Source organism: Metabacillus sp. KUDC1714 (genome assembly GCF_014217835.1).
Taxonomy (GTDB): Bacteria; Bacillota; Bacilli; order Bacillales; family Bacillaceae; genus Metabacillus; species Metabacillus rhizosphaerae.
In genome coordinates this window covers 570,895-583,652 of the sequence record NZ_CP055263.1, presented here as the reverse complement: position 1 = coordinate 583,652, position 12,758 = coordinate 570,895, and the positions used below count along the sequence as shown (strand labels likewise).

17 protein-coding genes are annotated in these 12,758 nt (G+C 34.1%); 9 read left to right on the top strand and 8 right to left on the bottom strand.

All coding sequences use genetic code 11. The annotated features are described in order from the left end of the window. Window positions 1-103: 103 nt before the first annotated feature. Window positions 104-1,105: a metal ABC transporter solute-binding protein, Zn/Mn family gene (locus HUW50_RS02865; protein WP_066326363.1), complete on the bottom strand. Its 1,002-nt coding sequence runs from the start codon at window positions 1,103-1,105 to the stop codon at window positions 104-106. A 282-nt stretch (window positions 1,106-1,387) separates the two neighbouring features. On the opposite strand from HUW50_RS02865, the gene HUW50_RS02860 reads away from it, so the two are divergent. Further along, the gene (locus HUW50_RS02860; RefSeq protein WP_066326364.1) at window positions 1,388-1,951 is read left to right on the top strand and encodes a beta-class carbonic anhydrase; all 564 of its coding nucleotides are present in this window, start codon (window positions 1,388-1,390) and stop codon (window positions 1,949-1,951) included. A gap of 152 nt (window positions 1,952-2,103) precedes the next feature. On the opposite strand, the gene yidD is transcribed toward HUW50_RS02860, so the two are convergent. Next, window positions 2,104-2,328 (bottom strand): membrane protein insertion efficiency factor YidD, encoded by a 225-nt coding sequence (gene yidD, locus HUW50_RS02855; protein ID WP_066326365.1) that lies wholly within the window; start codon window positions 2,326-2,328, stop codon window positions 2,104-2,106. Between the two features lie 207 nt (window positions 2,329-2,535). Here yidD and HUW50_RS02850 point away from each other — a divergent pair, with 207 nt between their 5' ends. After that, on the top strand, window positions 2,536-3,009 hold the full coding sequence (locus tag HUW50_RS02850; RefSeq protein ID WP_066326366.1) for an S-ribosylhomocysteine lyase: 474 nt from the start codon (window positions 2,536-2,538) through the stop codon (window positions 3,007-3,009). Window positions 3,010-3,049: 40 nt separating this feature from the next. Here HUW50_RS02850 and folE2 read toward each other — a convergent pair whose 3' ends face one another. Then, window positions 3,050-3,958 carry a GTP cyclohydrolase FolE2 gene (folE2, locus tag HUW50_RS02845; RefSeq protein WP_066326367.1) on the bottom strand — a complete coding sequence of 303 codons (909 nt, stop codon included), beginning with the start codon at window positions 3,956-3,958 and terminating at the stop codon, window positions 3,050-3,052. Window positions 3,959-4,434: 476 nt separating this feature from the next. Between folE2 and HUW50_RS02840 the strand changes: the two genes are divergently transcribed. Then, complete coding sequence (locus tag HUW50_RS02840) at window positions 4,435-5,433, top strand: permease (protein WP_066326368.1); 999 nt, start codon at window positions 4,435-4,437, stop codon at window positions 5,431-5,433. Between the two features lie 15 nt (window positions 5,434-5,448). After that, window positions 5,449-6,417 (top strand): TIGR03943 family putative permease subunit, encoded by a 969-nt coding sequence (locus HUW50_RS02835; protein ID WP_066326369.1) that lies wholly within the window; start codon window positions 5,449-5,451, stop codon window positions 6,415-6,417. 59 nt (window positions 6,418-6,476) lie between these two features. On the opposite strand, the gene ytzI is transcribed toward HUW50_RS02835, so the two are convergent. Further along, a complete protein-coding gene (gene ytzI / locus HUW50_RS02830) occupies window positions 6,477-6,638 on the bottom strand; it encodes a YtzI protein (RefSeq protein WP_083964450.1) in 162 nt (53 codons plus the stop codon). A gap of 168 nt (window positions 6,639-6,806) precedes the next feature. Between ytzI and HUW50_RS02825 the strand changes: the two genes are divergently transcribed. Further along, window positions 6,807-7,247, top strand: a complete 441-nt coding sequence (locus HUW50_RS02825) for a Dps family protein (RefSeq protein WP_066326370.1) — start codon at window positions 6,807-6,809, stop codon at window positions 7,245-7,247. 80 nt (window positions 7,248-7,327) lie between these two features. On the opposite strand, the gene HUW50_RS02820 is transcribed toward HUW50_RS02825, so the two are convergent. Continuing rightward, window positions 7,328-7,552 carry a hypothetical protein gene (locus HUW50_RS02820; protein ID WP_066326372.1) on the bottom strand — a complete coding sequence of 75 codons (225 nt, stop codon included), beginning with the start codon at window positions 7,550-7,552 and terminating at the stop codon, window positions 7,328-7,330. Window positions 7,553-7,696: 144 nt separating this feature from the next. Between HUW50_RS02820 and HUW50_RS02815 the strand changes: the two genes are divergently transcribed. Beyond that, window positions 7,697-8,029: a hydrolase gene (locus HUW50_RS02815; RefSeq protein WP_066326374.1), complete on the top strand. Its 333-nt coding sequence runs from the start codon at window positions 7,697-7,699 to the stop codon at window positions 8,027-8,029. Between the two features lie 67 nt (window positions 8,030-8,096). Continuing rightward, on the top strand, window positions 8,097-8,570 hold the full coding sequence (ytkD, locus tag HUW50_RS02810; protein ID WP_066326376.1) for an RNA deprotection pyrophosphohydrolase: 474 nt from the start codon (window positions 8,097-8,099) through the stop codon (window positions 8,568-8,570). Window positions 8,571-8,703: 133 nt separating this feature from the next. Here ytkD and HUW50_RS02805 read toward each other — a convergent pair whose 3' ends face one another. Genes HUW50_RS02805 through HUW50_RS02795 form a run of 3 tightly spaced genes read right to left on the bottom strand, consistent with a single transcriptional unit; the run spans window position 8,704 to window position 11,279 of the window. Then, complete coding sequence (locus tag HUW50_RS02805; protein ID WP_066326378.1) at window positions 8,704-9,519, bottom strand: ABC transporter permease; 816 nt, start codon at window positions 9,517-9,519, stop codon at window positions 8,704-8,706. Beyond that, the gene (locus HUW50_RS02800; RefSeq protein ID WP_066326381.1) at window positions 9,506-10,276 is read right to left on the bottom strand and encodes an ABC transporter ATP-binding protein; all 771 of its coding nucleotides are present in this window, start codon (window positions 10,274-10,276) and stop codon (window positions 9,506-9,508) included. The genes HUW50_RS02805 and HUW50_RS02800 overlap by 14 nt, the downstream gene beginning before the upstream one ends. A gap of 13 nt (window positions 10,277-10,289) precedes the next feature. After that, on the bottom strand, window positions 10,290-11,279 hold the full coding sequence (locus HUW50_RS02795; RefSeq protein ID WP_066326383.1) for an ABC transporter substrate-binding protein: 990 nt from the start codon (window positions 11,277-11,279) through the stop codon (window positions 10,290-10,292). Window positions 11,280-11,503: 224 nt separating this feature from the next. Between HUW50_RS02795 and HUW50_RS02790 the strand changes: the two genes are divergently transcribed. Beyond that, a complete protein-coding gene (locus tag HUW50_RS02790; protein ID WP_066326385.1) occupies window positions 11,504-12,283 on the top strand; it encodes an alpha/beta hydrolase family protein in 780 nt (259 codons plus the stop codon). A 71-nt stretch (window positions 12,284-12,354) separates the two neighbouring features. After that, window positions 12,355-12,597: a DUF2584 domain-containing protein gene (locus HUW50_RS02785; protein ID WP_066326386.1), complete on the top strand. Its 243-nt coding sequence runs from the start codon at window positions 12,355-12,357 to the stop codon at window positions 12,595-12,597. Window positions 12,598-12,758 lie beyond the last annotated feature (161 nt).

The following is a 12,758-nucleotide window of genomic DNA, read 5'->3' as shown; positions in this document are numbered from 1 at the left end:
AGTGTCCACTATTTTCTAGATAATATTCTTTCTTCCTATTTTGGTAAAGGTAGGAATGTGAGGGTAATAAAAAAAGTGAGCGAATTTCGCTCACCAGTTTTCATTATTTACTTGAGAGTGCCTTTTTCAATGTTTCTAGGTTTTTCTTCATGATACTAAAATAATCTTCATTATTTTTAATATCTTCATCTGTCACTGTCTCTAGGTTGCTTAATGTTAACGCTTCGGCACCGATTTGCGCTTGAACAATATCTGTAACATTACTGCTAACATTTGATTCAAAGATAACATAGTTGATGTCATGCTCTGTCGCTGTCTCAATAATACTTTGTAATTCTTTTTGTGAAGGCTCCTCAGTTGGAGAAAGTCCTAGTACACTAATTTGTTTAATGCCATATCTCTTTTCCCAGTAGCCATATGCAGCATGTGAAACGAGGATTTCCTTTTTATCTGATTGATTAACTACATCTGTAAATGACTTATCTAAGTCTTCTAATTGTGATTTTAATTGTTGGAAATTTTCTTCAAATGTTTCTTTACCTTCAGGGTGTAATTCAACGAGCGCATTTTTAATATTTTCAGCTAATGTAATAGATAGAATCGGATCAATCCAAACGTGAGGATCATTATCACTATGAGCATGTTCTTCTTCATGAGTATCTTCTTCATGAGCATGTTCTTCCTCTTCATGTTCGTGAGTAGCTTCTTCTTCTGTATGAGCTAAAAGATCAATTCCCTCTCCAGCATTTATAAAGGCAACATTTTCTTGTGCTAATGATTCTTCAATTTGTTCTGTAAAGCTCTCAATTCCAACACCTGAATAAATAAAGCCATCAGATTTAGCGATATCAACCATTAATTTAGACGTAGGTTCGTATGTATGGGCATCCGCTCCAGGTGGTAAAATGCCTTCCACTTCTACTAAATCTCCGCCAATTTTCTTTGTAAAATCCTCTAAAGGATAGATTGTTGTGTAGATTTTCAACTTGTTAGAATCATTTGATTCATCGTTTGTAGATGGTGTGGAAGCATTGCCACCATTACAGGCTACTAGTGATACAGCTATTAATAAAATAATACTTATAAGTAATGATTGTTTTTTCATTTTCTTGCTCCTTTCAATAAATCAGCATGATTACGATTAAGCCTTTTTTATTATATCTTAATCATTCCGTTTTGAGAACATGTTTTTTAATATGTTGTTCAAGAAACATACATAGTATTAGCCAGATGTTGATTTGGATTACATCATTTTTTGTTATGGTTTAATGCGCATTTAGTAAGTTAATAAATAGTAATTGTTACGATTTATATAATAGTATATAAATAGTGAAAAAACAAGAATTATGATATATTTAGATAAATCAAAAAAAGTGGAGGGCTATTTATGAGAATCGTTGATGAAATTTTAGTTCACAATGAAAAGTTTGTGGCTAACAAAGAATTTGAACAGTTTGAGACAACAAAATTTCCAGAGAAGAAACTGGTAATCCTATCCTGTATGGATACTAGATTAGTTGAGCTTTTACCAAAGGCAATGAACATTAGAAATGGTGATGTGAAACATGTTAAAAGCGCTGGAGCGATTGTTGCCCATCCATTTGGGAGTATTATGAGAAGTATTTTGGTTGCTGTATATGAATTAAATGCTGATGAAATTTGTGTTATTGGCCACCATGATTGTGGGATGAGTAAATTAAATGCTAATTCTTTTCTAGGACATGCAGTTGAAAGAGGAATTTCAGAAGAAACAATAGAGACACTGAAATATTCAGGGATTGATTTAGATCGCTGGCTAAAAGGTTTTGATAAAGTAGAGGATAGTGTTCGAGATAGTGTAGAGCGCATTAAAAATCATCCACTTCTAGCAGAAAATATACCAGTTCACGGTTTAGTTATTGACCCTGCAACAGGAAAATTAGATGTGGTTGTTAATGGGTATGAAGACTAAAATGTATTCTATATATCATTTGGGAGAATAAATGTTTACGATTTTAAAGCAGTGGATTTCATAATAGAAATCACACTGCTTTTTTTCTGATATTTTAAAGGGTAAACAGTATATAATATTTCCTGATAAAGGAAGGAGTACTGATGTTTTTTCTATTTCTCGCTTTTTTCCGGAACAGGATCAACACCACCTGGATGAAAAGGATGGCATTTTAAAATCCGTTTTACTGTTAAATAACTTCCTTTGATCACACCGAAACGGCGATATGCTTCTAACCCATAATGTGAGCAGGTTGGATAAAAACGACATGTTGGAGGTGTAATTGGTGAAATAAATTTCTGATAAAACCGTATTATTGCTATAAATAAATGCTTCATCTTAGCTTCATAGTCTCCTAATCCTTCTTTTCTTTTAGTATACGTTTTTTTGTGTGAATGCCAAGTTTTTGATCTGAAAACTTGAGCTTAAGTGAATTATCCCTAGTTGTATTCTTAATTAAGACAAACTACCTTGATTAAAATGAATACGAATTTTGAGTTAATATGTTACAATGATAAAAGAATTTTACTTTAGGAGTGAAGAGAATGCCTTCAGTTGAAAGCTTTGAATTAGATCATAATGCAGTAAAAGCACCATATGTTCGTCATTGTGGTGTTCATAAGGTTGGTAGTGATGGAGAAGTAAATAAGTTCGATATTCGTTTTTGTCAGCCAAATAAACAAGCGATGAAACCTGATACAATTCATACACTTGAGCATTTATTAGCATTTAATATCCGTGAGCATGCTGAAAAGTATAATCATTTTGATATTATTGATATTTCTCCAATGGGTTGTCAAACTGGTTATTATTTAGTTGTAAGTGGGAACCCAGAAGTAACTGAAATTATTGATTTATTAGAAGATACGCTTAAATCAGCTGTTGAAATAACAGAGATTCCTGCTGCTAATGAAACACAATGTGGCCAAGCAAAGCTTCATGACTTAGAAGGGGCTAAACGTTTAATGCGTTTTTGGCTTGAGCAAGATAAAGAAGAATTAGCAAAGGTATTTGGATAATAAAAAAAATCGGTATCCCTTTTTTGGGGACACCGATTTTTTAATCTTTACGATAACTTAAACTAGCGATGGCATCATGTAAATGAATAGATTCTTCGTTGCGGCATTCAACTGTAAATGCTTGGACAAAATCCAATTCATATAAATCAGCAGCGACTAGCCTTACCATATCTTCAACAAATCGTGGGTTTTCATAGGCTGTCTCTGTTACCATCTTTTCATCAGGACGTTTTAGTACAGGATGAATCATCGCACTTGCATTTGATTCTGCAGCGTTTAATAACACTGCTTTCCAGTCTTTTTCCTCATTGTAATCTTCGGTGAACTCCACATTCATGGTTACATAACCACGTTGATTATGTGCACTATATTCACTTATTTCTTTAGAACATGGACAAAGGGTTGTAACAGCACACGTTAACGACGCAGAACTAGTAAATCCAACATCTTTAACATAGGAAACGGTAATTGTTGCCTCTGCATGATTTAAACCAATTAATTCAGAGCTTGGTCCTTTTCTTTCGTAAAACCATGGGAATTTAATTTCAATGCTTGCATCTTTTTGTTTAAGACGTTCAGCAAGTTCTTTTGTGAAATCAAACAAACTTTTAATAGAAGGGGTGAACCCTCCATTTTGACGATATTTTTCAAGTTGTTCCGTAAATCGACTCATATTCGTTCCTTTTGAATCATGGGAGATTTTACTCGTCATTTTAAAACTAGCAATCGTCGTTTGCTGTTTTGGGTTTAGGTCTGATTTTAACATAATAGGATGTTTTACATTGCTAATTCCTACTGAGTCTATAGTAAAAAGGAAGTCCATTTTAGCATTTTGTAAATCTGGCATATGTTCCTTTTCAGTAGGTTTAAGTTTTAAACCTGGTTCAACAGAGCCAAATAGCTTATGGCGTTCCTTTTTCGGTGGCAAGTTTATCTTTCTTGTCATCATGATCTCCTCTCACTTACTCGATATTGAGAGTATACTGTATGAAGATAGGTTACATCAATGATTATATCTTGTAAATTGTCGAAGCTTGTAAGAATTTTTATTATTTTACCAATCCATTGAATTTAATAAGACTTGCCCCTTTGATAAACTATTAATTTGAAAGAGGCAAATCGATTTTTCTTAATAGAAACAGACAGATTTATTAATTAATCTATTTCCAAATCTATCTTAATTACAAGGAAGAATAATATATTAATTCATGTATATCCGTTTTCAAGTCAATTAAGCAACAAACCTCAAAAGGATACCAGTATCTTGGCATAGTGAGTGGTTAAACCTAGTTTTTCCTACAAAACAATGTGTAAAACAATAGGTGAAAGAAGTTTATCGCACGAAAATATTAAAAGCTGTCATAATCTCTTAAATAAACTAGTATACTATAGTACATAATGAATAAAAGGATAGGAGTTTAAAAGATGAATAAACCCATATTACCTTTAGTTCGAGAGGTTTTTGCTTTAGGGTTAATAGGATTGTTTTTCTATTTATTTTTGTTTGTAGATTTCCATGACATATCTTTCAACGTACCTTCTGAATTATTGACAGTGAATACAATGTTCTTAAGCATATTATTAGAGGCAATTCCATTTATCTTATTAGGTGTATTTATTTCAGCCTTGATTCAAACATTTGTGTCAGAAGATTTTATTAAACGTGTGTTACCAAAGAATGCTATTGTCGCTCTATTACCTGCAGCTTTATTGGGTGCTATCTTTCCGATTTGTGAATGTGCAATTGTACCAATTGTGAGACGCTTAATGAAAAAGGGTATGCCACTACATCTCGGCGTTGTTTTCTTGGTTGGAGCTCCTATATTAAATCCTGTCGTGTTTGCTTCTACCTTTTATGCATTTGGGACAGAACAGCATATCGCATATGCGAGAATGGGACTAGCATTCATTCTTTCCATTGTGATCGGGTTTATTATTTATCTTGTCTTTAAAAATAAAGACCAATTGAAGATAAAACAAGAGATTATAGTTAATCATTCTCATGGAAGTGAGAGTGTTGGAAAGTTAAAATCAACGTTATATCATGCCAGTGATGAGTTTTTTGAAATGGGTAAGTTTTTAATTTTAGGTGCTTTTATTTCGAGTCTTTTTCAAACATTTCTTGACCGTACCCTATTAACAGAGATTGGCTCAAATGATATCCTTTCTCCTGCGATTATGATGGCATTTGGTTACATACTCTCTTTATGCTCGGAAGCTGATGCTTTTGTTGCAGCATCCTTCAGTGGTTCGTTTACAACAGGATCACTTTTAGCATTTTTAGTATATGGGCCGATGCTTGATTTAAAGAATACGATTATGTTGTTTGCGTTTTTTAAAGCAAAGTTTGTCGCTGCATTTATCGTAATCGTGACGGTTGTTGTCTATCTTTCAATATTAGTTTACCAGCAGTTTTTCCTGTAGAAGGGGGGATAAGACATGGAAAAGCATAACGATCATAATCGTTTTCATCTCTATTTACGCGGGATTATTTTAGTCGGTTTTACAATGTTAATGTTGAAACTTGTATTGACAGGAAACATGACCAACTTTATTGCTCCGAAAATGCTGCCTTTCATCTATTTTGCGATGGTTGTTTTCTTATTGCTAGGAGTCATGCAAATCTGGAGAAGTGGATCGAAAAAAGAAGCAGAACTTGCTTGTAATTGCGGGGGCAATCATTCAACATCACAATTTCCATTTCGCTCATTTTTCATATATTTAGTATTTATTATACCCATAATCACTGGTTTTTTGTTCCCAGAGGTTGTATTAGATAGCTCAGTTGCGGCAAAACGTGGGTTTAAATCAATGACTGCAGACGAAGAGCAGTCTGCAGAGAATAAGGGTGGATCAACTGAAAAAGCTGAAGCCTATTTAAATGATCCAGAAGCATATATGGAAGAATTGGACGAGCGGGTCGGTGACAAGGTTGCAGAATCTTCAAATCTTCCAGATGTACCTCTTGAACACCCTGAAGGATTTGAGCTACAAACACCACCTGAGGATTATTATGAATATTTAGAAAGTGAAATGCTAAAAAAGGATACCATTAAACTTACTGAAGAAAATTATATTGCAATGACGTCAATTCTTGATGAAAACCCAAAAAAATTTGTTGGTAAAACAGTAGAAATCATGGGCTTTGTTTATCGAGAGGATAATTTCGAAGAAGATCAATTTGTTATCGCAAGATTTGGTCTTTCGTGTTGTGTAGCCGATGCATCAGTTTATGGAACACTAGCAACATTTCATGAAGCGAAACAATATGGTGATGATCAATGGATCAAAATAAAAGGGACATTGGATACAATCAAATATCAAGATTGGACACTACCCTATGTTAAGGTAACGACAGTTGAAACAGTTGAACAGCCTGATGAGCCTTATGTGTATGAAAGTTATTAAAAGGAAATATAGTTTAAATGAAAAAAGCACGGAAGACGTGCTTTTTTCTATTTATCTCATTAGGTATTCTTTTCAGTATCATTTTCGTTTGTTGGTAGTTCATCAGGTTTTTTAATAGGATCAACTGTATGCTTATATTGATAAGCTTTACTAGTTGTTAATACACTTAGTAAAAGAACAACAATGACAATAATAATACAAATGATAAAGATTGTTTTCATGTATACTCCTCCAGTGCTTCTAAAAAGAACAATCGAACAGTTTTTAGTGTGCTTTTATTTTAACATGAAGAATATTAACGTTTAAGAAAAAGATAGTCAGATAAAATAAAATGTTTTGGTGAAAGCTATATAGGGAAATGAACGTATATGATAAAAGGAGGAGTTTTAATGTCAGAAAAATTGATAAGTACAGTAAATAAACAAGTAGCAAACTGGACAGTACTTTACGTGAAACTACATAATTACCACTGGTTTGTAAAAGGTGAGAATTTCTTTACACTTCATGAAAAGTTTGAAGAGTTTTACAATGAAGCAGCCGTTCATATTGATGAATTAGCTGAAAGATTATTAGCCCTAGAAGGTGCTCCTGTTGCGACAATGAAAGAATGTCTAGAACTTTCCTCTATAAAAGAGGCAGAGGGAAAAGAAACAGCAAAACAAATGGTGCAAAGTGTCCATGATGATTTCGCCCTGCTTGCCGAGGAATTAAAAGAAGGTATGGAGCTTGCTGCTGAGGTAGGCGATGAAACAACTGGAGATATGCTATTAGCCATCCATCAAAGTTTAGAGAAACATAATTGGATGCTGAAGTCATTCCTAGGAAAATAATGAAAAAAGGTGGAATCTTCGTGATTTCACCTTTTTTGATTGATACAGAAAGAAATCTGCAAATTATTAATAGATAATATTTATGAAAGTTCTTCCTCAGCCAATTCCTCTGTCATTTTTTCAGTTATGTAGGGAGTGATTAAGGAATGTAAATCATGATCTGATAAATGGTTGATCCATGAGAGGATTTCCTGCTTATTTGTATTTCTAATAATTGATTGTACATATGCATTTACGTCCTCATCATCTGCTCGAAATCTACTTATATCTGGATGTTTAAAAAAATCATGATTCATCTTTTTCATTAACCTCCGTTATTTACGCTTTCTTATAGAAGTTCTTTTTACTTTCTGCATGAAGTCATTAAACTATTCACAGCTAACTAAATTTGAATAAATAAATGACTAAGAGCAAAAAATAAGCGAAGGATTAAATAAGGAGTTGTCATCATGGAAAATTCAAAGAAACCATATTATATTACAGTTGCCAATGGAGAGATTTCTCAATTTAGCACGGTATCTCCTTGGGATTATAAAATTGAAGCAACTGACGATGAGGTCATTAAACTACGTCAATATTTCGATCAGGTTTATTCCTCAGATATAAAAGGGTTTTTTCGTGCTCATACACCATATCTTCAATATCATTATGATCGTGAAAATGATGCGATAGATGATACAAATAAGCTTATTTACAAAATGATTTATGAGCTTGGTGATGAGGAAGCGAAAGAGCATATTCGTACACAAGGACTTATTTCAAGAATAGAAGAACAAGAATAAACCTTATACAGAGATAAAACATTGTGATAAGATTTGAATAGATTAGGAAAAAATTGAGGGATATATTATGTATCGGTTTATCGATTATTATCACAATGAAGTACAATTATCATTTGAAGACCATCCTTTTGCAGCTAACCCTAAGCATGTCTGGGTTGTTTGTCGGTATGAAGATAAATGGTTATTAACAAAGCATTCAGACCGAGGTTTTGAGTTTCCAGGCGGAAAGGTAGAACTAAACGAAACTGCAAATGAAGCTGCTATTAGAGAAGTTAAAGAGGAAACAGGCGGTATTGTCAAAAACATTGAATATATAGGTCAATACAAGGTTATGGGAAAAGAAAAGATTATTGTGAAAAATATTTATTATGCAACCATAAGTGAGCTTATTGAGCAAGAGGGTTATTATGAAACTTATGGTCCTGTTCTAATGGAAGAGATTCCAGAAGGAGTAAAAAAGGACAGAAGGTATAGCTTCATTATGAAGGATGAGGTATTGAAAAGAAGTCTTAAAGAAGTTAAGAAGAGATTTAAAATGTAGGATCTAACACTTTGTTGATTGTGGGAATGCCAGCAGTGGAAATCAACAACCAAGTTTAACAAATTCAAAATGTGAAAAAATAAGGACTGACCTACGACTGACCCTCAAATTGAAAATGAGGGACTGCCCTAAGTCAGCCTTTTTTTTCGCTCTTAACAAAGCGTCTTTCTAAAAGCTCCACTCCTTGGTACATAATCGTTGCAAAAAACGCAATGATGAGAAGGCTTAAGAGAACTAACGTAAAATTAAATACTTGAAAACCATATATAATCATATAGCCAAGTCCTTTTGCAGAAACAAGAAATTCTCCAACAATAACCCCTACCCAAGACAATCCAACATTCACTTTTAAGGTTGATACTATTGTTGGTAATGATGCTGGAAGTACTGCCTCTTTAAATAGCTGCATTTTAGATGCGTCAAATGTTTTGAGTACCTTTAAATAATTAGAATCAACCTCTTTAAACGATGTGAACACAACAATTGTTGTGATAATAACGGATATAATCGTACCCATTGCGATAATGGAAATAAACCCTGGTCCTAAAGCAACAATCAGAATAGGACCAAGTGCTACTTTTGGCATTGCATTTAGAATAACGAGATAAGGATCTAAAATTTTTGAAAGCCGAGCAGACCACCATAACAACGCTGCAAGTAATGTACCAAGTAATGTGCCCAAAATAAAACCTAAAATTGTTTCAAATAGAGTAATTCCTAAATGTGAAAGAAGGGTACCGTCATTTAGTTTTGTCACTAACAGATTCCATATCTTAGAGGGTGAACTAAATAATAACGGATCGATCCATTCTCTACGACCGGCAATTTCCCATAAGCCAAAGAAACAGATAAAAATGAGAATTTGATAAAATCGTATCCATTTCTTTTCCTTATCAAGACCACGTTTGTAATTTTTGTGAAGGAAATCAATGGTTTCATTCTGTTTCAAACTGATCCAACTCCTTCCAAATTTGCTGAAATAGCTTCGAAAACGAAGGGTGTTGTCTAGCATAAAACGGTGCTAGTTCTCTCAGTTCCTTTGGTATCAAATATGTCCGGTTGATCCTTCCTGGCTTGGCGGAAAATACGTAAATACGATCACTCATCGCGATTGCTTCGCCAATGTCATGGGTGACGAGGAGGGCTGTTTTCTTATAATCTTTTAACGTTTGTACAACTAAGTCTTCAAGTCTTAGTTTTGTTTGATAATCCAATGCTGAAAAGGGCTCATCAAGTAAAAGTATTTTCGGATTTGTTGCTAATGTTCGAACTAGTGCCGCTCTTTGTCTCATCCCACCTGATAATTGACTGGGATATTGATTTTCAACATTTTCAAGACCCATCTCTTTTAAAAGAGCTAACGTTTTTTGTTTATTTTCAGTTGTTTTTTGACCAATAACTTTCAGCCCTAAAGTGACATTTTCTTCGATTGTTTTCCAAGGGAATAGATAATCCTGCTGCAACATATAGCCAATAATTGAATCAGGCTTTGTAATGATTTTATTGGCAATTGTTACAGTACCTTCCACTGGCTTAATTAGACCAGCGATGATTGATAAAAGAGTTGTTTTTCCACAACCACTTGGCCCAAGGAAGGAGATGAACTCCCCTTCCTCTACATTAAGTTTTACATCTTCAAGGGCAACAGTTGCTGAATCCTTGGAAAAATAAACATGATGAACATGTTCTACTGATAAGAATGACATGAAATGATCCTCCTTACTTTTCAACCACTTCTTCTGCATATATGGTATTCACTAGTGTGTCATAGTCAATTCGCGTTGGTAGCTCTCCAGCCTCATCCATAATATTTTGTAGGTTATCCCATTCATCTACATCTAGGATAGGATCTGTTGAAAAGGAGCCTTGTTCCTTGTAACGTTCCACAACCGTTTCAATAAGCTCTAGCTCTGTATCCTCAAATTGCGGGGCAATTGATTTAGCAATCTCGGCTGAACTTTTTTCTTGTACCCATTGCTGTGCTTTATATATTGCAGCTGTAAACTTTCTTGCTGAGTTTTCATTTTCTTTTAAAAAGCTCTCCTTGCTCATAAATGTTGTATAAGGAACTTTACCGGACTCTGTTCCAAAGGAAGCAACAATGTGACCAGTTCCTTCTTTTTCAAAGATACTAGCTGTTGGTTCAAATAATTGAACAAAATCACCAGTTCCTGAGGCAAAGGCACTTGGGATGTTGGCAAAATCAATATTTTGAATAAGCTCTAGATCAGTTTTTGGATCAATATTGTGTTGTTTTAAGACAAATTCACCAACCATTTGTGGCATTCCACCTTTTCTTTGTCCTAAAAACGTACTATCTTTTAATTGATCCCATTTAAAATTGTCTATTTTTTCACGACTTACAAGGAAGGTGCCATCTGTTTGTGTAAGTTGAGCAAAATTTATCACAGAATCACTCGACCCTTGCGCATGAACATAAATCGATGTTTCTGAACCAACTAATGCGATATCTGCTCCATCTGAGAGAAGTGCAGTCATCGTTTTATCTCCACCCCAGGTTGTCGTTAATTCTACATCAAGGCCCTCCTCTTCAAAAAAACCTTCTGCCATCGCGACATATAAAGGCGCATAAAAAATGGAATGTGTAACTTCTGCAAGTTTAATTTTTTCTGTCTTTTGTTGATTACATGCTGAAAGTGGCAATACAATAATAAGCGGAAGAATAACCAATAGCAGCCATTTTTTCATGTTGTGAACCTCCTGGATGCACTGCATCTTAAATTTTTTATTTTCACCGGAACTTAAATCAAAATCGACGATAGATGCTGATAAACTAAGGCAAAGTTGTGAATTTATAATAATTTATGAATTTCAAAAAAATGTGTGAATGCCTATTATTCTTTTAGTAACGTACAGAATTAGGGTATGTTATTAAATATCGATGAATTTGCGAGAGAAAGAGTGAACAGTAGATGAATGGTGAAATACTTAGTAAGGTAAAATATCCATCTCCAAATCCAAACATTCGACTTTGGGTGGTGACCTATCTTTCAAATCATTTAAAAGTAAAAGGACTTTTGGCAGAGCCTAATACCCCTGGGTGCTATGATGGATTTCTATATTTGCGAGGTGGGATTAAAAATGTTGGTATGGTAAGGGTAGGACGAATAATTCAGTTTGCCTCAGAAGGTTTTATCGTTATGGCACCATTTTACCGAGGTAATCAAGGTGGTGAAGGGAATGAAGACTTTGCTGGAGATGATCGTTATGATGCCATCTCAGCAATCGAACTTTTAAAAAGGCATCCAAATGTGCATTCACATCGTATCCATGTTTTTGGATTTTCAAGAGGTGGTGTTATGGCATTATTAACTGGTATTTTAGCTGAAGATGTGCGTTCTGTTGTTACATGGGGTGGAGTCTCTGATATGTTTTTAACATATGTTGAGCGTGAGGATTTACGTCGAATGATGAAAAGAGTTATTGGTGGTACACCTACAAAATTCCCGAATCGATATATGTGGAGAACACCTTTGTACGAATTAGAAAACATGAATCCACCTGTATTAATTATACACGGAGTTAAGGATAAAAATGTCTCAGTTGAGCATGCATACAGGCTTGAAAAAAGATTAAAGGAATTAAATAAACAAGTTGAAAGCTGGTACTTTAAGGGATTTACTCATTATTTTCCTCCTAAAATAAACCGTGAAACACTACATAGACTATGTTCCTGGATGAAAAAACAATAAATTAGTTTTTCTTGTCAGGACAAGGTGGTAAAATAAAATAAAATGAAATGTACCAATAAGGAGGTTTTCTTTTGGGAATGCCTGTTGAATTCAATACAATGATTGTAACAAAAGGTAAAGAACAACGAATGGAAGAAAATATATTTCTTTTAACGAAAGAAGGATATAGAATATATCCGATCGATATTCCGATAGAGGTTAGAAAAACGAAGGATGGAGAAATTGCTGGTGAGGCTATTGTAGAAAAACTTCAGCTTCATGAAAATAAAACAGTTGTAACATATCGGTTAGTTGCCCTTAATTCAACGAATTAATAAAACAAAAGATAAACCAGGTGAAAAAGTAATTTGCTTTTTTACCTGGTTTATTTGTTTTATAGTGTTCCAATCAACCTGAAATAGTTTTTATTTAAAAACTACTATTTTTAGGAAAGAGCCTAAATTAATCCTGAAGTGAAATTGGAAAAATTACAATA

Bases quoted from the DNA above. Each gene is read 5' to 3' on its own strand.
- HUW50_RS02865 (WP_066326363.1), bottom strand. From the start codon at position 1,105: ATGAAAAAACAATCATTACTTATAAGTATTATTTTATTAATAGCTGTA.
- HUW50_RS02860 (WP_066326364.1), top strand. From the start codon at position 1,388: ATGAGAATCGTTGATGAAATTTTAGTTCACAATGAAAAGTTTGTGGCT.
- yidD (WP_066326365.1), bottom strand. From the start codon at position 2,328: ATGAAGCATTTATTTATAGCAATAATACGGTTTTATCAGAAATTTATT.
- HUW50_RS02850 (WP_066326366.1), top strand. From the start codon at position 2,536: ATGCCTTCAGTTGAAAGCTTTGAATTAGATCATAATGCAGTAAAAGCA.
- folE2 (WP_066326367.1), bottom strand. From the start codon at position 3,958: ATGATGACAAGAAAGATAAACTTGCCACCGAAAAAGGAACGCCATAAG.
- HUW50_RS02840 (WP_066326368.1), top strand. From the start codon at position 4,435: ATGAATAAACCCATATTACCTTTAGTTCGAGAGGTTTTTGCTTTAGGG.
- HUW50_RS02835 (WP_066326369.1), top strand. From the start codon at position 5,449: ATGGAAAAGCATAACGATCATAATCGTTTTCATCTCTATTTACGCGGG.
- ytzI (WP_083964450.1), bottom strand. From the start codon at position 6,638: ATGAAAACAATCTTTATCATTTGTATTATTATTGTCATTGTTGTTCTT.
- HUW50_RS02825 (WP_066326370.1), top strand. From the start codon at position 6,807: ATGTCAGAAAAATTGATAAGTACAGTAAATAAACAAGTAGCAAACTGG.
- HUW50_RS02820 (WP_066326372.1), bottom strand. From the start codon at position 7,552: ATGAAAAAGATGAATCATGATTTTTTTAAACATCCAGATATAAGTAGA.
- HUW50_RS02815 (WP_066326374.1), top strand. From the start codon at position 7,697: ATGGAAAATTCAAAGAAACCATATTATATTACAGTTGCCAATGGAGAG.
- ytkD (WP_066326376.1), top strand. From the start codon at position 8,097: ATGTATCGGTTTATCGATTATTATCACAATGAAGTACAATTATCATTT.
- HUW50_RS02800 (WP_066326381.1), bottom strand. From the start codon at position 10,276: ATGTCATTCTTATCAGTAGAACATGTTCATCATGTTTATTTTTCCAAG.
- HUW50_RS02795 (WP_066326383.1), bottom strand. From the start codon at position 11,279: ATGAAAAAATGGCTGCTATTGGTTATTCTTCCGCTTATTATTGTATTG.
- HUW50_RS02790 (WP_066326385.1), top strand. From the start codon at position 11,504: ATGAATGGTGAAATACTTAGTAAGGTAAAATATCCATCTCCAAATCCA.